Annotated in this window: 18 protein-coding genes, 1 tRNA gene and 2 pseudogenes; 12 read left to right on the top strand and 9 right to left on the bottom strand. The window is 72.8% G+C overall.

All coding sequences use genetic code 11. From position 1 onward, the window contains the following. Positions 1-79: 79 nt before the first annotated feature. Positions 80-1,189 (top strand): LOG family protein, encoded by a 1,110-nt coding sequence (locus ABD784_RS12380; RefSeq protein ID WP_344885151.1) that lies wholly within the window; start codon positions 80-82, stop codon positions 1,187-1,189. 16 nt (positions 1,190-1,205) lie between these two features. On the opposite strand, the gene ABD784_RS12385 is transcribed toward ABD784_RS12380, so the two are convergent. Continuing rightward, positions 1,206-1,679 carry a VOC family protein gene (locus ABD784_RS12385; RefSeq protein WP_344885154.1) on the bottom strand — a complete coding sequence of 158 codons (474 nt, stop codon included), beginning with the start codon at positions 1,677-1,679 and terminating at the stop codon, positions 1,206-1,208. A 150-nt stretch (positions 1,680-1,829) separates the two neighbouring features. Between ABD784_RS12385 and ABD784_RS12390 the strand changes: the two genes are divergently transcribed. After that, the gene (locus ABD784_RS12390; RefSeq protein WP_344885157.1) at positions 1,830-2,225 is read left to right on the top strand and encodes an ArsR/SmtB family transcription factor; all 396 of its coding nucleotides are present in this window, start codon (positions 1,830-1,832) and stop codon (positions 2,223-2,225) included. Between the two features lie 2 nt (positions 2,226-2,227). Beyond that, entirely contained in the window at positions 2,228-3,175 is a 948-nt protein-coding gene (locus ABD784_RS12395; protein ID WP_344885160.1) for a cation diffusion facilitator family transporter, read from the top strand. 106 nt (positions 3,176-3,281) lie between these two features. On the opposite strand, the gene ABD784_RS12400 is transcribed toward ABD784_RS12395, so the two are convergent. The 3 genes and pseudogenes from ABD784_RS12400 to ABD784_RS12410 form a co-directional block, all read right to left on the bottom strand. After that, entirely contained in the window at positions 3,282-3,812 is a 531-nt protein-coding gene (locus ABD784_RS12400; RefSeq protein ID WP_344885163.1) for a DUF2087 domain-containing protein, read from the bottom strand. Positions 3,813-3,856: 44 nt separating this feature from the next. Then, positions 3,857-4,270: a VOC family protein gene (locus ABD784_RS12405; RefSeq protein ID WP_344885166.1), complete on the bottom strand. Its 414-nt coding sequence runs from the start codon at positions 4,268-4,270 to the stop codon at positions 3,857-3,859. A gap of 154 nt (positions 4,271-4,424) precedes the next feature. Continuing rightward, a pseudogene (locus tag ABD784_RS12410) lies at positions 4,425-4,763 on the bottom strand (helix-turn-helix transcriptional regulator); the annotation flags it as partial. 149 nt (positions 4,764-4,912) lie between these two features. Between ABD784_RS12410 and ABD784_RS12415 the strand changes: the two are divergent. Then, complete coding sequence (locus ABD784_RS12415; RefSeq protein WP_344885169.1) at positions 4,913-5,752, top strand: GAP family protein; 840 nt, start codon at positions 4,913-4,915, stop codon at positions 5,750-5,752. Between the two features lie 105 nt (positions 5,753-5,857). Here the strand turns inward: ABD784_RS12415 and ABD784_RS12420 are convergent, their stop codons facing one another. Further along, complete coding sequence (locus tag ABD784_RS12420; RefSeq protein ID WP_344885172.1) at positions 5,858-6,259, bottom strand: VOC family protein; 402 nt, start codon at positions 6,257-6,259, stop codon at positions 5,858-5,860. Between the two features lie 216 nt (positions 6,260-6,475). Here ABD784_RS12420 and ABD784_RS12425 point away from each other — a divergent pair, with 216 nt between their 5' ends. Beyond that, the gene (locus tag ABD784_RS12425; protein WP_344885175.1) at positions 6,476-7,987 is read left to right on the top strand and encodes a catalase; all 1,512 of its coding nucleotides are present in this window, start codon (positions 6,476-6,478) and stop codon (positions 7,985-7,987) included. 127 nt (positions 7,988-8,114) lie between these two features. On the opposite strand, the gene ABD784_RS12430 is transcribed toward ABD784_RS12425, so the two are convergent. After that, positions 8,115-8,492, bottom strand: a complete 378-nt coding sequence (locus ABD784_RS12430) for an ankyrin repeat domain-containing protein (protein ID WP_344885178.1) — start codon at positions 8,490-8,492, stop codon at positions 8,115-8,117. 80 nt (positions 8,493-8,572) lie between these two features. Here ABD784_RS12430 and ABD784_RS12435 point away from each other — a divergent pair, with 80 nt between their 5' ends. Genes ABD784_RS12435 through ABD784_RS12450 form a run of 4 tightly spaced genes read left to right on the top strand, consistent with a single transcriptional unit; the run spans position 8,573 to position 11,259 of the window. Then, complete coding sequence (locus ABD784_RS12435) at positions 8,573-9,178, top strand: helix-turn-helix domain-containing protein (protein WP_344885181.1); 606 nt, start codon at positions 8,573-8,575, stop codon at positions 9,176-9,178. Continuing rightward, positions 9,171-9,407: a hypothetical protein gene (locus tag ABD784_RS12440; RefSeq protein WP_344885184.1), complete on the top strand. Its 237-nt coding sequence runs from the start codon at positions 9,171-9,173 to the stop codon at positions 9,405-9,407. The genes ABD784_RS12435 and ABD784_RS12440 overlap by 8 nt, the downstream gene beginning before the upstream one ends. Then, positions 9,404-10,330: an EamA family transporter gene (locus ABD784_RS12445; RefSeq protein ID WP_425582976.1), complete on the top strand. Its 927-nt coding sequence runs from the start codon at positions 9,404-9,406 to the stop codon at positions 10,328-10,330. The genes ABD784_RS12440 and ABD784_RS12445 overlap by 4 nt, the downstream gene beginning before the upstream one ends. Continuing rightward, positions 10,327-11,259: a dihydrodipicolinate synthase family protein gene (locus ABD784_RS12450; protein WP_344885187.1), complete on the top strand. Its 933-nt coding sequence runs from the start codon at positions 10,327-10,329 to the stop codon at positions 11,257-11,259. Before ABD784_RS12445 ends, ABD784_RS12450 begins: the two co-directional genes overlap by 4 nt. Before the next feature lie 35 nt (positions 11,260-11,294). Here ABD784_RS12450 and ABD784_RS12455 read toward each other — a convergent pair. Further along, positions 11,295-11,370 (bottom strand) — tRNA-Lys (locus ABD784_RS12455). Positions 11,371-11,518: 148 nt separating this feature from the next. On the opposite strand from ABD784_RS12455, the gene ABD784_RS12460 reads away from it, so the two are divergent. The 3 genes from ABD784_RS12460 (at position 11,519) to ABD784_RS12470 (ending at position 14,030) form a co-directional block, all read left to right on the top strand. Next, entirely contained in the window at positions 11,519-12,178 is a 660-nt protein-coding gene (locus ABD784_RS12460; protein WP_344885190.1) for a hypothetical protein, read from the top strand. A gap of 211 nt (positions 12,179-12,389) precedes the next feature. Then, positions 12,390-13,007, top strand: coding sequence for a DUF47 domain-containing protein (locus ABD784_RS12465; protein ID WP_344885193.1), 618 nt, complete (start codon positions 12,390-12,392; stop codon positions 13,005-13,007). Between the two features lie 3 nt (positions 13,008-13,010). After that, positions 13,011-14,030 carry an inorganic phosphate transporter gene (locus ABD784_RS12470; RefSeq protein WP_344885196.1) on the top strand — a complete coding sequence of 340 codons (1,020 nt, stop codon included), beginning with the start codon at positions 13,011-13,013 and terminating at the stop codon, positions 14,028-14,030. A 46-nt stretch (positions 14,031-14,076) separates the two neighbouring features. On the opposite strand, the gene ABD784_RS12475 is transcribed toward ABD784_RS12470, so the two are convergent. Further along, complete coding sequence (locus tag ABD784_RS12475; protein ID WP_344885199.1) at positions 14,077-15,543, bottom strand: FAD-dependent oxidoreductase; 1,467 nt, start codon at positions 15,541-15,543, stop codon at positions 14,077-14,079. A 26-nt stretch (positions 15,544-15,569) separates the two neighbouring features. Then, positions 15,570-16,394, bottom strand: a pseudogene (cobA, locus tag ABD784_RS12480) (uroporphyrinogen-III C-methyltransferase); the annotation flags it as partial. Between the last annotated feature and the right edge of the window lie 34 nt (positions 16,395-16,428).

Consider the following 16,428-nt stretch of genomic DNA (forward strand, 5'->3'; position numbering starts at 1 on the left):
CCCTCAGTGAATATGCCCGCTGCTGCATAACTACTCCGGCCCCGTGCCCCGACGGCCCCGCCTCTCCCATACTGGAGGCATGAAGCCCACGCGCGGACGCTTCGTCCTGGTCGAATCGCTCACGGAGCTGGACCGCCGCCTGTCCCGCGGTACCCGCGACCTCACGGGCTGGCGGCTCGTCGGGCTCGACCTCCGCCGGCACTCGGAGACGCTGGCCGCCTGCGACACGTCCCGGACCACCTTCGCCGGCTGCACGCTCGCGCCCGGCGACGAGACCGAGCACCTCCGCCGCGGGGCCCTGGTCCTGCCGGCCGTGGGGATCACCCCGGTCGACCCCCGGCGCGCGACGCTCTACGCGCCGGAGGAGCTCTATGACTACCCGGACTACCAGCGCACCCTGGACGGGCGCGCCTACGCCTGGCAGCAGGAGGACGCGGGCCCCGATGCGGCGATCGCCCAGACGCTGCACGACCACGCCGTGGACGTCGCACTCGGTGCCTGGGTGTCCGGGCGGGAGCTCGCCGGGGTCATGGGCGGGCATGCCGCCCGGCGGGGAAGCCGTGCGTACGACGACGCCGCGCGCCTCGGGTGCGCCCTCGGGACGGAACTGACGGTCGCGACCGGTGGCGGGCCGGGCGCCATGGAGGCGGCGAACCTCGGCGCCCGCTTCGCGCGCTCCGGCGGCGACGCACTCGCGGGCGCGCTGGAGCGGGTGGCCGAGACGGCGTCGTTCCGCCCCTCCATCGACGCATGGGTCTCCTCCGCGCGGCGGGCCCTGGAGCTGTGCGCGGAGCCGGTCGAGTCGCTCGGCATCCCGACCTGGCACTACGGGCACGAGCCGCCGAACCTGTTCGCGACGGCCGTGGCGAAGTTCTTCCGGAACGCCCAGCGGGAGGCGATCCTGCTCCAGCTGTGCAACCGGGGCATCGCGTTCCTGCCGGGGGCCGGCGGGACGGTCCAGGAGATCTTCCAGGATGCGTGCGAGAACTACTACGCCTCGGAGGACTCCGTGGCCCCGATGGTGCTGATCGGCACCGAGTACTGGACGGAGCGCCACCCGGCCTGGCCGCTCCTGCGCTCGCTCGCGGCCGGCCGCCCCATGGAGGACCGGATCCACCTGGTGGAGACGGTCGAGGAGGCGGCGGCCATCATGCTGGAGGTCCCGGGGCGGCCGCAGCCACGGCTCTAGCGGCGGACGACGGCGGTCACGGCGCCGGGGTGCCGGGCGGGAGGTCCGCGAAGACCACGGACCCGTCCTGGGCGACGCGCCAGCCGGGGTTGTGCGCGATCTCCCAGACCACGCCGTTGGGGTCCTTCACGTGCGCATGGAAGATCCCGCCGAAGGCGCCGTCCTCGGGCGGGGTGACGACCTGCCCGCCCGCCTCCTCCATCGCCGCGACGACGCTGCGTACCTCGGCGCGGTCGCCGACGTTGTGCGCGAGGGTGACGCCGGAGGCGGCCTGCACGTCCTCCGGGTCCAACCCCAGGTCCTGCTGGAAGCTCCGCGCGTCGAAGAGGCCGAGCACGGTGCCGGGGGCGATCTGGAAGAAGACGATCTCCCCGGGCACGTCGAGCAGCGGCTCCCAGCCGAGACCGCGGACGTAGAAGCCGCGCGCGGCCTGCAGGTCGGGGGTGGACAGGGTGATGAAGTGGACGTTCTGGCTGACTGGGATGGTCATGACCTCTCCTCGGGTGCCTCGTTGCCGTCGCCCGCCTCCGGCTCTGCGCCGTCGGGAGCGCCCGGTCCACCCCACTCTGCCGCCCGCACCCCCTCGCGACAAGACGACCCGGACCTGTCATTCATCGCCGAGAAGCGATACCGTCGACCCATGACGATGCCGGTGCTCGCCCCCGTGGAGCGGACCGCGGTGCTCGACGGCGCCGCCACCGCGGCGTACGCGGACCTCTTCCACGCCCTCTCGGACCCGACGCGGCTGGCCATCCTGCAGCACCTCGCGACCGGGCCGCACCGCGTCTGCGACCTCGTGGACCACCTCGGCTTCGCGCAGTCGACCGTGAGCAAGCACCTGGCCTGCCTGCGCGGCTGCGGCCTGGCAGAGCTGCGGACCGAGGGCCGCGCCTCGTGGTTCTCACTGGCCGAGCCGCGCCTGCTGGCGGACCTGCTGCGCGGCGCGCAGGCCATGCTGGCGGCCACGGGAGAGCAGGCGACCCTGTGCGAGCACCTCATGCACCCGGGCGCCGCCGAGACGACGGACGGGGACTGACCATGGGCGCCGGACACCACCACGGGCACCAGCACCCCGGCGCGGTCGGCCCAGACGCGCACGCGAACAAGCGGCGCCTCTCCTGGGCCTTCGGCGTGACCGCCGCGATCGTCGTGATCCAGTTGGTCGGCGCCCTCCTCACGGGCAGCCTGGCCCTGCTCACCGACACGGTCCACGCCATCACGGACTCCACGGGTCTGCTCGTGGCCCTCATCGCCTCCTCCCTGGTCCTGCGCCCGGCCACCGACAAGCGCACGTGGGGCTTCCGCCGGGTCGAGGTCCTCGCGGCACTCGGCCAGGCCGTCCTGCTGCTGGCCGTGGGCGTCTACGCGGCGATCGAGGGAGTCCGCCGGCTGTGGACGCCACCCGACGTCCCGGGCACCGAGCTCCTGGTCTTCGGCGTCCTCGGCCTGGCCGCCAACGTGGCGGCCATGGCGATCCTCGCGTCCAGCCGCTCGGCGAACTTCAACATGCGCGCGGCCTTCCTGGAGGTCCTCAACGACGCGCTCGGCTCGCTCGGCGTGATCGTCGCGGCGATCGTCATCCTGACCACCGGGTTCCAGCAGGCCGACGCCCTGGCCGGCCTGCTCATCGCGGCGCTGATCGTGCCACGGGCCGTGGTGATCATGCGCGAGACGGTGGCAGTGCTGATGGAGTTCACACCGTCCAACCTGGACCTGGACGCGGTGCGCCAGCACATTCTGGCGCTGGACCACGTCAAGGACGTCCACGACCTGCACGCCTCCACCGTGGCCACCGGCCTGCCGACGCTCTCCGCGCACGTGGTGGTCAAGGACGAGTGCTTCCACGACGGCCACGCGCCGGACGTCCTCCTGGACATCCGCGACTGCGTGGCCCAGCACTTCGAGGTGTCCGTGGAGCACACCACCTTCCAGCTGGAGACCGAGCGCTTCCGCGCGCTGGAGCCGAACTGCTCGGCCCACGCGTGAGCGTCCCGGGCCCGCGGGCCCTGTGACTCCGTGAAGCCATGACGCCGTCCGACCGCGACTCCGTCCGACGGCGGTCCCGGCGGGAAGCGGCCCCGGCGGGCGGCGCTCAGCCGTCGAGGCGGTAGGCCGTCCCGTCCTTGAGCCGTGAGAGCAGACCGAAGTCCACGAGGTACCGCCGCAGGGTCGCGTGCTCGTCGGTGACCCGCTGCAGCCGCTCGTTGACCGCCTGCTCGGAGAGCTCCTCGTCGGCACCGAAGAGTTCGCGCGCCAGGTGCTCGAGCAGTTCGCGCCGCTCGCCCGGCCTCGCCGGGTAGTCGCGGAGCCGGCCGTCGGCGGTGAGGAAGCGCTCGACGACGGTGCGCCCGCCCGCCGGCGTCTGCCCTGCGGTCAGGAGGCTGGCGAGCTTGGCGTCGTCGAGGTGGAGCGTGCCGTCCGCGTCGGCGTACGTGTAGGGCTCGAGCTTCCTCAGCGCGCCGCGGGCCTTCCGCGCGCCGAGGCCGGGGACGTTGTCGGCAGTGACCCGGCCCAGGACGATCTCCGCGAGCGCGATGCGGGACGCGTCCCCGAGCAGCGCCGAGACCAGTCCCCGCCATTCCTCCGGGGCCGGACGGTCGCTCCCCCTGTGTGCTGCCTCCATGGCCTCCATCACATCCGATCGGCGGGGCCGCTGCAACACGCGCGTCAGGCGGCGGCCGGGGCCTCCGCGATCCGGAGCATGTTGCCGGAGGGATCCCGCAGGCCGAAGTCGCGGGGACCCCACTCCTTCTGCGTGGGCTCCTCGAGCACGTCGACACCGGAGTCCAGGACCTTCCGGTAGACGGCGTCCAGATCCGGCGTGGTGAGGATGACCGGGGGCATGGCGCCCTTGGCGACCAGGCGCGCCAGGGCCTCGCCGTCCTCCGGCGAGCGCCCGGCGTCGGTCTCGAAGAGGACCAGGCCCAGGCCGGGCTGGCCGGCCAGTCCGAGCGTGACCCAGCGGTTCCCCTCGTAGGAGACGTCGAGGGTGATCTCGAGGCCCAGGACGTCGCGGTAGAAGCCGACGGCGGCGTCGATGTCGGTGACGTTGATCGGTGAGGACTGCAGTGAGATGTTCATGGCTCCCACGCTAGGCCGGTGCCTCCGCGGCCGCTTCTCCATTCCTGCTCACCCGCGGCGGGCCCTGCGCGTCGACGCCGCCGGGGTCGCCGGTCCGGCCCTGGTCTCCGGTCCCGCCCGGCCGGCCGCCCGGGCTCGCTTCTCCGGGGGCCGGCCGCACGGGGCGGGTCAGGAGCCGCGCGACGCACCCGGGCATGGCCTCGACGTCGTCGTGCTCCCGGGCGCGGTACGCGCTCGGGGTCTCCCCCACGATCGCCGTGAACCTCGAGCTGAAGGAGCCCAGCGACGCAGCACCCACCGCCATGCAGGCGTCGGTGACGGACATCCCCGAGCGCAGGAGCGCCTTGGCGCGCTCGACGCGGCGGGTCATGAGGTACGAGTACGGGGTCTCCCCGTAGGCGGCCCGGAACTCCCGGGAGAAGTGCGCCGGCGACATGTAGGCGCGGGCGGCGATGGCGGCGACGTCCAGGTCGCGGGCGTACTCGCGGTCCATGAAGTCGCGGGCACGGCGCAGGTGGGCGAGCGTCTCGATCCTCTGCGGTGCCACACGAGCGAAGCTACCACCGGGCCCCCGCGGAATGGAGGCAAGATCAGCCTTCCGGCCGATGCCTGCCGTCCGGCCGTCCGGGCAGACTGGCGGGCATGGACTCACTGGACCAGCTGATCGGGGCGGGAGCCGCCGGGTCGCCGTTGATGCTCCTGGGGGTCCTGGCCGTGCTCGCGCTCATCGACTCGACGAGCTTCGGGACGCTGCTGATCCCGGTGTGGCTGCTCATGGCGCCGGGCCGGCTGCGGGTGGGACGGATCGTCCTCTACCTGCTGACGGTGGCCGGTGCGTACGCCGTGGTGGGGCTCGTGCTCCTGGCCACTCTGTCCCTCTTCGGCGACGCCCTCCTGCGCGCCTTCGAGTCGGTCGGGGACTCCGCCCCGTACCTCTGGGCGCAACTGGCGGCCGCGGTGCTGCTGATCTGGCTCAGCTCGCGGATGGACCCGCTCACGGAGTGGGGCAGGAAGCGCAAGCGCGAGCGCGACGCCGCCAAGGACGGGCCGGGCCGCCTGCAGCGGTTCCGCGCCCGCGCCGTCGGCGGAGTGGACGACGGCGGCGGGGCCGGCGACGGCCGGGGCCAGGCCGCCGCGCGACGGGAGGGCTCTGGTGCCCTGGTGGGGCTGGCCCTCGCTGCCGTCGCGATCGAGATCGCCACCCTGCTGCCGTACCTCGCGGGCATCGGACTGGTGGCGGCGCAGGGCCCGGCCGGGCCGGCGTCGTCCGCCTACATCCTCTTCTACTGCGCCGTGATGATCCTGCCGGCGGCCCTGCTGCTGCTCCTCCGGGCGACGGCGGGCCCGCGGACGGACCGGCTGCTGGGCCGGTTCGAGGCCTTCCTCTCCCGGCACGCCAACGGCACGGGCGCGCTGGTGCTGTTCCTGATCGGCCTGTTCCTGGGGCTGAACGCCCTGGACGGGCTCGGCATCACGGGCTGAGACCGGCCGCTCCGGTCAGCACGGACCCGTCCGGCCCTCAGAATCGGGCAACGACTCAGGGCCGAGCGCCGAGCCAGGACCGGCACCGGCGAGTCCGCGGCGGAGTTAGGGCCGCCGGCCGGCGAGCACGCAGAACTCATTGCCCTCCGGGTCCGCGAGCACGACCCAGCTCGGCCCGTCGGCGCCACCAGTCCCGCCAGCGCCCTGGCCCACGTCGGCCGGTCGGGCGCCGAGGGACAGGAGGCGGCGGACCTCCTCGTCCTGGTCCCGGTCGGTCGGATGGACGTCGAGGTGGACCCGGTTCTTGACGGTCTTGGCCTCCGGCACGGGGGCGAACGTCAGCACGGGCGGGACCGGACCGGCGGGGCTCTCCGCGACCGGCGGCCCGATCGTCACCAGCCCGTCCTCGGCCTCGAGCACCTCGTAGTCGAGGACGGCGCACCAGAACCGGGCCAGCGTCGCGGGGTCCGAGCAGTCGATCGCGAGCTCGGTGAATCTGCTGGTCACGAGGGCCCTCCCAGGGGTCTCCGGGCGCCCCGGACGGGCGGTCCGCTGCCACGACGATCGGCGGGCCGGCGACGATTGTCAACGGGGCCGACGTCGTACCCGATCTTTTCTGGAATGATTCCAAAAAGGGTGGTAGTTTCGAAGTAAGCACAGACCGGATCTCCGGGCGTGCGCAGTGATCGTGGATCCCCAGGACATCGAAAGGCAGACCCACATATGCCCGAGTACAACAACACCCAGCCGCTGACCACCGCGGCCGGTGCGCCCGTCACGGAGAACGACAACTCCGTCACCGCCGGCCCGCGCGGCCCGATGCTCCTGCAGGACGTCTGGTTCCTGGAGAAGCTCGCCCACTTCGACCGCGAGGTCATCCCGGAGCGCCGCATGCACGCCAAGGGCTCCGGCGCCTTCGGCACCTTCACCGTCACCAACGACATCACGAAGTACTCGCGTGCCGCGATCTTCAACCAGGTCGGCAAGAAGACCGACATGTTCGCCCGCTTCTCGACCGTCGCCGGCGAGCGCGGCGCGGCCGACGCCGAGCGCGACATCCGCGGCTTCGCCCTCCGCTTCTACACCGAAGAGGGCAACTGGGACATGGTCGGCAACAACACGCCGGTGTTCTTCATGCGCGATCCGCACCACTTCCCGGACCTGAACCGCGCCGTCAAGCGCGACCCGAAGACCAACCTGCGCTCCGCCGAGAACAACTGGGACTTCTGGACCAGCCTGCCCGAGGCGCTGCACCAGATCACGATCGTCATGTCCGACCGCGGCATCCCCGACGGCTACCGCCACATGCACGGCTTCGGCTCGCACACCTACTCGTTCTACAACGAGGCCAACGAGCGCTTCTACGTGAAGTTCCACTTCCGCACCCAGCAGGGCATCAAGAACCTGACGGACGCCGAGGCCGCCAAGGTCGTCGCCGAGGACCGCGAGTCCTCCCAGCGCGACCTGTTCGAGGCCATCGAGCGCGGCGACAACCCGAAGTGGACCTTCTCCATCCAGGTCATGCCGGAGGCGGAGGCGGAGACCTACCGCTTCCACCCGTTCGACCTCACCAAGGTCTGGTCCAAGAAGGACTACCCGCTGATCGAGGTCGGCGAGTTCGAGCTCAACCGCAACCCGGAGAACTACTTCCAGGACGTCGAGCAGGCCGCGTTCACGCCGGCCAACGTCGTCCCGGGCATCGGCTACTCCCCGGACCGCATGCTCCAGGGCCGCCTGTTCTCCTACGGTGACGCCGCCCGCTACCGCCTGGGCGTCAACCACCACCAGATCCCGGTCAACTACCCGCACGGTGCCAAGGTCGTCAACACCTACCACCGCGACGGCCAGGGCCGCGTGGATGGCAACCAGGGCGCCGTTCCGGGCATCACCCCGAACTCGGTGGGCAACTGGCCGACCTCGCCGCAGTACGCCGAGCCGGCCCTGCCGATCTCCGGCCCGGCGGACCGCTTCGACTTCCGCGAGCACGACGACAACTACTTCGAGCAGCCGGGGGACCTGTTCCGCCTGATGACCCCGGAGCAGCAGCGCGTCCTCTTCGCCAACACGGCGCGGGCGATCGACGGCGCGAGCGACCACATCGTCGCCAAGCACATCGATCACTGCACGAAGGCCGACCCGGCCTACGGCGCCGGCGTTCGCGCGGCCATCGATGCCCTGAAGGCCGGCACGCTGGACGAGCTCGAGGCGAACCCGAACAACCAGCCGGTGGCCTGATCCCACGGATCGCCGCTAGCACCGGATAAGACGAACGGCTCGGACACCAGATGGTGTCCGAGCCGTTCGTCGTTCCGGGGGCCAGGGGAGCCGGCGAGGGCCGCCGGCCCCGCGGCCGCCGCGTGCCTCAGTCCAGCAGGTCGGTCTTGTTGAACATCTCCGCGGTCGCCCGGGCACTGGGCGTGCCGGCATCCAGATCCGCGCCGGCCGCGCGGAGGAGCCGGACGATCTCATCCTCGCCCTTGAAGACGGCGCCGGCGATCGGCGACTGGTCGCGCTGATTGCGCAGATCGACGTCGGCCCCGCGCTCGATGAGCGCGCGCACGGTGTCCGCGTGGCCGTGGTAGGCGGCGAGCATCAGGGCGGTGTTCCCCTCGCCGTCCTGGACGTCGAGCGGGAGCCCGTGGTCGAAGAATTCGAGGAGCTCGGGGGTGTCCCCGCTGCGCGCGTAGTTCATCGCGAGCGCGATGATTTCCTGGGTCTGTTCGTCATCGAGCTGTGCCATGACCCGATCATATCGGCCGCGTCCACGGTGTCGACCAGCGAGGGTACACAAGTGCCCCTTTAAGGCACTAGGATGCACTCATGGACTCCCACGCAGAATCGCTCGCACGCGCCATCGGCGCGCGCGTGAAGACGGAGCGCCGCGCCCGCGAGCTGACCCTGGACCAGCTCGCCGCCGCGGCCGGCGTGAGCCGGCGCATGCTGGTCAACGTGGAGAGCGGCGCGGTCAACCCCAGCGTGGGCTCCCTGCTGCGCATCAGCGACGCCCTCGGCGTCGGGCTCCCCGCGCTGGTGGAGCCGCCGACGTCGAAGACCGTCAAGATCACGCGCGCCGGCGAGGGCGCCGTCCTGTGGACGGGCGGGCACGGCGGCCGCGGCGTACTGATGGCCGGCACGGAGCCGCCCGACGTCGTCGAGCTCTGGGACTGGACCCTCGCCCCCGGCGAGCGCCACGAGACGCCCCCGCACACCGCCGGAACCCGGGAGCTCCTGCAGGTCCTGGAGGGCCGCCTCCGGCTGGAGGTCGACGGCAACGGCAGCGAGCTGGTCGTCGGCGACGCAGCCGTCTTCCCGGGCGACGCAGCCCACGCGTACTCCAACCCCCACGACGAGCCCGCCCGCTTCACGCTCACGGTCTTCGAACCCGGCGTCGGCATCGCGGGCAGAACGGAGCACCCCGATGCCTGAGCAGCCCCTCCACGAGTTCCTCGCCGCCGCGGCGATCGACCCGGCCGTGCACGCCCTCCGCCCCGACTACCGCGCCTTGCTGCTGGCCGCCGACGGCCTCGAGCCCGGCGGCGACGCCGGCGGCGCCGTGGACGAGCTCGTCGCCGCCGCGGAAGCGCACGCCCGCGCCCTCCTGGCCGAGCTCGGGTCCTCCGTGGCCGTGCGGCGGCGCCTGGTGGGCGCCCCGTGAGGCGCGGCCCGGCCACGGGCGCGGACCGGGTACCGGTGCCGCCGTGGGCGATGGCGGTCGCGGCGATGATGCTGATCCAGCTGAGCTCGGCCCTGTCCGTGGGGCTCATCGACCAGATCGGCGCGATGGGGACCGCGTGGCTGCGCCTGACCATGGGCGCGCTGATGTTCCTGCTCATCGCGCGCGCCCCGCTGCGGTCGGTACGACGGCGGGACGTCCCCGGGCTGCTCGGCCTCGGCGCCGCGTCCGGCCTCATGACGGTCGCGTTCCTGTCCGCGATCGACCGGATCCCCCTCGGCACGGCGGTCGCGATCGAGTTCCTCGGCCCGCTGACGGTCGCCGCCGTGCGCAGCCGCAGTCCGCGCATGCTCGCGTGGCCGATGCTGGCGCTGGTCGGCGTGGTGCTCCTGACGGAGCCGTGGCAGGGCGAGGTGGACCCTGTCGGCGTGGGCTTCGCCCTTCTGGCCGGCCTCGGCTGGGGCGTCTACATCCTGCTGACCCAGAAAATCGGCGACCGCTTCTCCGGCATCACCTCGCTCTCGCTGACGATCCCCATCGCCGCGGTCATGGCGGCGTTCGTGGGCGTGCCGGAGGCCGGCGGCAGCCTCGACCTCTGGGTGCTGCTCACCGCCGCGGGCCTGGCGCTGCTGGCGCCGGTCCTGCCGTTCGGGCTGGAGATGCTGGCGCTGCGGCGGATGACGCACACGGCATTCGGCACGCTCATGGCGCTCGAGCCGGCGTTCGGCGTGCTCCTCGGGCTGTTCGTCCTGCACCAGATCCCGTCGGTCCTTCAGGTCGCGGGCATCGTGCTGGTGGTCGCGGCCGGGGCCGGGGCCCAGCTCGGGGGCCGGCGCGAGCCGGCCGCGCCCGACCCGGACCCGGAGACCGACCTCCAGAACCGCATCGTCGAGGAGTTCTCGTGACCAGCCCTTTCACCGGCCTCAGTGCCTTCCCGCTCACCCCGCTGCCCTCGGACCATCTGGACGAGCCGGCGTTCGCCCGGCTGGTCCGGCGGCTGGCCGGCTCGGGCGTCGACTCGATCACCGCGCTCGGCTCCACCGGCTCCTACGCGTACCTCACGGCTGAGGAGCGGGCCCGCGTGGCGCGGCTCGCCGTGGAGAACGCGGACGGCACCCCGGTCCTCGTGGGTGTGGGTGCGCTGCGCACCTCGCACGTCCTGCGTCACGCGGACGACGCCGCCGCGGCCGGGGCGGCCGGACTGCTCCTGGCGCCGGTCTCCTACCAGCCGCTCACGGACCACGACGTGCTGGAGCTCTTCCGCACCGTCACCGAGCACAGCGGACTGCCGGTGGTGGTCTACGACAACCCGGGGACCACGCACTTCCGGTTCAGCACCGAGCTCTACGGGCGTATCGCCGAACTGCCCGGCATCGCATCGATCAAGATCCCGCCGCTGCCCGCCGACGCCGCCGAGGCTCGGGCCCGGGTGGAGGAGATCCGGGCGGTCATCCCCGAGCACGTCACGCTCGGGATCTCCGGGGACGGCTCGGCCGCCGCGGGCCTGACGGCCGGCTGCGACGCCTGGTACTCGGTCCTCGCCGGGACGCTCCCGGAGCCGGCCCTGCGGATCCTGCGCGCCGCGCAACGGGGCAGGCTGGCGGATGGGGAGGCAGAGGATGGCGCGGCGGAGGACGCCGCCGCGGAGTCGAAGCGCCTGGAGCCGCTGTGGAAGCTGTTCGCGGAGTTCGGCAGCCTGCGCGTGATCGCTGCGGTTGCCGAGGAACTGGGTCTGGTCCCGCACCGGTGCCTGCCGCTGCCGCTGCAGGGCCTGACCGAGGAGCAGCGCACCCGCGTCGCGGACACCCTGGACATCCTCGGGCTGGACGGCTGAGCCGCGGCGATGTCGCGCGGACGTCGCCTGGGAACTGGTGGGCCCTGCGGGGATCGAACCCGCGACCAGCGGATTAAAAGTCCGATGCTCTACCACCTGAGCTAAAGGCCCATGCGGTCCGTGGCGCGCGGCTGAGCCGCGCGGAAGAACCGCCACCATGCTACCCCACTGGGTCCGTGAGGCCGCCCCGCGGGCACCCTCGGCCCCGGCCCGGCAGAACCCTCTACGGGCGACGGTGCACGGGAGTATCCTGACGGGCATGAGCGCTCACCCAGCCCGCCAGAACCAGGCCGCTCCCTTCCGGCACCACAAACCGAAGCCGTTCGAGCCGGCCGACTTCGAGCCGTTCGAGGGCGGGACCGACCCCGCCCGGATCTCCGAGGCCGCGCACCTGGCCGCGCAGGCGCTGGTCCACCACGGCCGCGGCAGCGACGACCCGGCGGTCACCGAGCGGCTGGTCAGGCTCGCGGACAAGGAGGGCCTCGAGGCGATCGCCGAGATGTGGGCCGAGAGCCCCGCGCACTCGCTGCCCGGCGCGCTCTGGCGGCTGTACGCGCTCCGCACCGCGGTGGTGCAGGATCCCGAACGGATGGCGTCCTACTTCAATACCGGCCGCCACGCCGCCCAGGTGGCCCACGCGGTGGCCGGCGTCGCCGAGCCGCCGGGGGCCGACGAGCTGCGGGACATGACGGACTCGATCCTCTCCGGGGCGTTCGACGGCGAGTTCGACGTGGCGCTGGAGCGCACCTCGGCCTTCTGCCGGGTCATCGCGCTGGGCCAGGCCGAGCACGCCCACGCGGTGGAGCCGAGCAACGACTCCCACGCCCGGCGGCTGACCCGGAATGCGGGCCAGTTGATCGGCACGGCGGAGGACCTGGAGACCTGCGCCAAGATGTGGCGCCGGGGCGAATTGGACTGATGACCAGGCTTGTTGACACCGACTTTCGAGAGGTGGACACTGGAGACCGGCGTCGGGCCGAGGTAACCCCGGGCTCCAACATTCAGCCGCTTCGAGCGGCCTTCCGCCGAGAGGCGTTCCCGGTTCGGCGCCGCACAAACCACCCCGCCCCGCGTGCGCGGCGTACACTGATCCCGCATCGTGTTCCCCTAGCACCCCGGCGGTTCCCCACGTGAAGTTCAGCCTGTTCCCGCGCCAGACGCGGGGTCTGGATCTGCTCGGCGACCTCTGCACGAACATCCAGGGCTGCGTGCAGCAACTCTCCGAGATCCTCGGGCTCCTCGCCGAGGACACCACCGGCCAGCTCGCCGCGCTGGAACGCGCCGAGAGCGCCGCGCTGGACACCCACTACGCACTCCTGACGCAACTGCGCACCAGCTATGTCACCCCGGTCCCGCGCGAGGACCTCTACACGTTCTCCCGCCTGCTGCACGACACGGTCGGCGAGCTCCGCAGCGTCGGCGAGCTGATGCACAGCTCCGATCTGACCTGGATCTCCCAGCGCGCCGCGGACCAGCTGGAGCTGATCGGCCGGCAGGCCACCCTGACCTCCAACGCCCTCGGCAGCCTGGACCGCCTGGACGACCTCGAGGACACGTGGCTGCAGCTCATGCGCGTCACCAAGCGGGTGGGCCGCACCCACCACGCCTGGGTGGGCGAGACCGCGGACCTCCAGCGCTCCTCCACGATCATCCGCCACCGCGCGGTGGCGGACCAGATGCTGGCCGCCTCCACCCGCCTGCACGCGGTCGCCGACCATCTGGGCCGCGTGCTGGTCAAAGAGTCCTAGGGCATGGAGACCGCACTCCTCGTCGCCGTCACCCTCGCCACGTGCGCATTCGCGCTGCTCAACGGCTTCCGCGACGCCGCGAACTCCGTCGCCGCCTCGGTCCGCACCCGGGCGCTCGGCCCGCGCGTCGCCGTCGTCTCGGCAGCGGTGTTCACGTTCGCCGGCACCATGATGTCCACGCGGTTCTCCGAGGCGCTGGTGGACCTGGCGGACTTCCACTACGAGTCCGTGGCCGAGGGCCTCGCCGTGCTCCTGGTGGCGCTGCTCTCCGGCGGCGCCTGGTTGTTCTGGTGCTGGCGGCGGGGCATGCCGACGTCCTCCGGGCACGCACTCTTCGCGAGCCTGGCCGGGGCGCTGCTGGGGCACTCGCTGCTGCACCCGGAGGAGCCGCGCAGCGTGCCGCTGATCCTGCTGTTCGGCATCGCGCTGCCGATCGTGGTCACACCGCTGGTCGCGCTGGTCCTGGCCTACGTGGTCACCATCCCCACCACGTGGCTCATCCGCCACGCCTCCCCCACCGACGCTGCCCGCGGCGGCCGCGCGGCGCAGGCCATTGCCTCGCTCGCCGTGGCGCTGGGCAACGGCCTGCAGGACGGCCAGCGCAACGCGGCGTTCCTGACCCTCGGGTTCGTGATCATGGGCAGCACCACGGCGGAGGACAGCATCCCGCTCTGGATCCAGCTGCTCTGCGCCACCTGCATGGGGCTGGGGGCGCTGGGCGGCGGCTGGCGGATCGCGCACACCATCAGCAACCGGATGGTCCGGTTCGATCCGGTGCGCGGCGCCTCCGCCCAGCTGGTCGCGGCGACCATGCTGTTCCTCGGCGCGCAGGTCTTCCACCTGCCACTCTCCACCACCCAGGCGGTGACGTCCGCGATCGTCGGCGCGGGCGCGAGCCAGCGCTTCGAGACGGTCCTCTGGGCGAACGTGGGCCGCGTGATGCGCTTCTGGGTCCTCGGGCCGGTGGTCTGCTGCGCGGCGGGGACCGTCCTGATGCTGGCCGTGCACCCGCTCGTCGTCTAGCTGGCGGGGCGACGACGGCGGGTGCGGCGGGTGCGGCGGCCGCGGGTCAGGACTCGACGGGCTCCAGGACCGCCGCGGCCGCGTGCTCCAGCATCGCGTCGCGCTCCACGACCTTGATGCGCTCGCGCTCGACCGGGCCGAACCGCGTCTCCACGGTCCCGGCGGCGGCGCCGAGACCGCGCTCGTGCTCGTCGAGGGCCAGCCAGCCGGCCCAGTCCGTGTAGCGGACGCCGCGCTCGGCGAGCAGCTCCTCGATGGGGGCCGTGCCCGGCGCTGCGGGGACCGGCAGTGCCGCCAGGTCCTCGAGCAGGTGCGTGACGGTCTCCTGCGCGTCGCCCTTCGTGTGGCCGATCAGGCCGACCGGGCCGCGCTTGATCCAGCCGGTCGTGTACACGCCGGGGACCGGGGCGCCCTCCCGGTCCAGGACCCGGCCGCCGGCGTTCGGGACCACGCCGCGGGCGCCGTCGTACTCCAGGCCCTCCAGGGCCGACCCGAAGTAGCCCACCGCCCGGTAGACCGCCTGCAACGGGTAGTCCACCAGCTCGCCGGTGCCCCGGGCGTTGCCCGTGCCGTCCAGCTCCTGGCGCTCCATCCGCAGTCCGGCCACGCGGCCGTCCTCGCCGAGGATCTCCACCGGGGACTGCAGGAAGTGCAGGTGCAGGCGGCGGGAGGCCCGCGGGGTCTCCTCGCCGGACTCCTCCCGCTCCTCCTGCTCCACGAGCCAGTTGGTGAGCGTCGAGACCATGGTCTTGACCTGGTTGTTGGTCTTGATCGCCTCGTCGGAGGCGGCGTCGAACTCGAAGTCCTCCGGGTAGAGGACGATGTCCACGTCCTTCGAGTGGGACAGCTCGCGCAGCTCCAGCGGGGTGAACTTCACCTGGGCGGGACCGCGGCGCCCGAAGACGTGGACGTCGGTCACGGCGGAGCCCTGCAGCTGCGCGTAGAGGTGCTCGGGGATCTCGGTCTCCAGCAGCTGGTCGGCGTGCTTGGAGAGGATGCGCGCGACGTCGAGGGCGACGTTGCCGTTGCCGATCACGGCGACCTCGCGGGCCGAGAGGTCCCACGTGCGCGGCACGTCCGGGTGAGCGTCGTACCAGGAGACGAAGTCCGCGGCCCCGTGCGAGCCCTCCAGGTCGATCCCCGGGATGTTCAGGTCCGCGTCCTTCTGGGCGCCGGTGGCGAAGACGACGGCGTCGTACCGCTCCTGCAGGTCGGCGAGCGTGACGTCGCGGCCGAAGGAGACGTTGCCGACGAACCGGATCTGCTCCTTGTCCATGACTTTGTGCAGGGCCGTGATGATGCCCTTGATCCGCGGGTGGTCCGGGGAGACGCCGTAGCGGATGAGGCCGAACGGGGTGGGCAGCTCGTCGAACAGGTCGATCGCGACGTCGAGCTCGCCGGAGGCCACCGGCTGGGACTTGGTGATCAGGTCCGCGGCGTAGATGCCGGCCGGGCCGGCGCCGACGATGGCGACGTGGAGCTTGCGGTCGGTCAGGTGGGCGGGGATGGTCATGTGCCGTTCCTTCGGTTCGAGGGGATTCAGGGAGTCGCAGGGAGCTCGGCGGGGAGCGGGGCGGGCGGCTCGGCGGCCAGCGGGGCGGCCAGCGGAGTGGAGGGCTGGCTCTCGAGCGGGTCGGCGGCGGTCGCCCGGCGGGCGAGCTCCTCCGGCGCGGACGCCACGCGGACCACGTCGCCGACGACGATCACGGCCGGGTTGGCCACGCCGGCCCGGCCGGCGGCGTCGACGATCGTCCCCAGGGTGGCGATGGTGGTGCGCTGCTCGGGCGTGCACCCGTTCTCCACGATCGCCACCGGCGTCGCGGCGGGCAGTCCGCGGCGGGCCAGCTCGGCGGCCGTCTCCGGCAGCCGGGCCACGCCCATGAGCACCACCAGGGTGTGCGCCGGGTCGGCGGGGACGCCGGCGAGCTGGGCGTGGCCGGTGACCACGGAGAACCCGGCGGCCAGGCCCCGGTGCGTCACGGGGATGCCGGCGGCGCCGGGCACCGCCACGGCGGAGGTGATCCCGGGGATGACGCGCACGTCGAATCCGTGCGCGCGCACGTACTCGACCTCCTCGCCGCCGCGGCCCAGGACGAACGGGTCGCCGCCCTTGAACCGGACCACGTGGTGCCCCGCCGCCGCCTCGGCGACGAGGAGCGCGTTGATCTGGTCCTGGGTGGCGACGTGCGCTCCCGGGCCCTTGCCGACGTCGTGCACGCGGACGTGCGGCGGCAGGTCGGCGAGCAGCTCGCGCGGGGCGAGGCGGTCGGCGAGGACCACGTCCGCGCTCATCAGGGCGCGCAGGCCGGCCACGGTGATGAGGTCCGGGTCGCCGGGGCCGCCGCCGACCAGGGTGACGCGGCCCGCGGGCCTGGTCCGGGGCGGGCCCGGCTCGTGC

It is taken from the genome of Zhihengliuella alba, assembly GCF_039538765.1.
GTDB lineage: Bacteria > Actinomycetota > Actinomycetes > Actinomycetales > Micrococcaceae > Zhihengliuella > Zhihengliuella alba.

Bases quoted from the DNA above. Each gene is read 5' to 3' on its own strand.
- ABD784_RS12395 (WP_344885160.1), top strand. From the start codon at position 2,228: ATGGGCGCCGGACACCACCACGGGCACCAGCACCCCGGCGCGGTCGGC.
- ABD784_RS12390 (WP_344885157.1), top strand. From the start codon at position 1,830: ATGACGATGCCGGTGCTCGCCCCCGTGGAGCGGACCGCGGTGCTCGAC.
- ABD784_RS12470 (WP_344885196.1), top strand. From the start codon at position 13,011: ATGGAGACCGCACTCCTCGTCGCCGTCACCCTCGCCACGTGCGCATTC.
- ABD784_RS12380 (WP_344885151.1), top strand. From the start codon at position 80: ATGAAGCCCACGCGCGGACGCTTCGTCCTGGTCGAATCGCTCACGGAG.
- ABD784_RS12435 (WP_344885181.1), top strand. From the start codon at position 8,573: ATGGACTCCCACGCAGAATCGCTCGCACGCGCCATCGGCGCGCGCGTG.
- ABD784_RS12400 (WP_344885163.1), bottom strand. From the start codon at position 3,812: ATGGAGGCAGCACACAGGGGGAGCGACCGTCCGGCCCCGGAGGAATGG.
- ABD784_RS12385 (WP_344885154.1), bottom strand. From the start codon at position 1,679: ATGACCATCCCAGTCAGCCAGAACGTCCACTTCATCACCCTGTCCACC.
- ABD784_RS12415 (WP_344885169.1), top strand. From the start codon at position 4,913: ATGGACTCACTGGACCAGCTGATCGGGGCGGGAGCCGCCGGGTCGCCG.
- ABD784_RS12425 (WP_344885175.1), top strand. From the start codon at position 6,476: ATGCCCGAGTACAACAACACCCAGCCGCTGACCACCGCGGCCGGTGCG.
- ABD784_RS12440 (WP_344885184.1), top strand. From the start codon at position 9,171: ATGCCTGAGCAGCCCCTCCACGAGTTCCTCGCCGCCGCGGCGATCGAC.
- ABD784_RS12460 (WP_344885190.1), top strand. From the start codon at position 11,519: ATGAGCGCTCACCCAGCCCGCCAGAACCAGGCCGCTCCCTTCCGGCAC.
- ABD784_RS12430 (WP_344885178.1), bottom strand. From the start codon at position 8,492: ATGGCACAGCTCGATGACGAACAGACCCAGGAAATCATCGCGCTCGCG.
- ABD784_RS12405 (WP_344885166.1), bottom strand. From the start codon at position 4,270: ATGAACATCTCACTGCAGTCCTCACCGATCAACGTCACCGACATCGAC.
- ABD784_RS12475 (WP_344885199.1), bottom strand. From the start codon at position 15,543: ATGACCATCCCCGCCCACCTGACCGACCGCAAGCTCCACGTCGCCATC.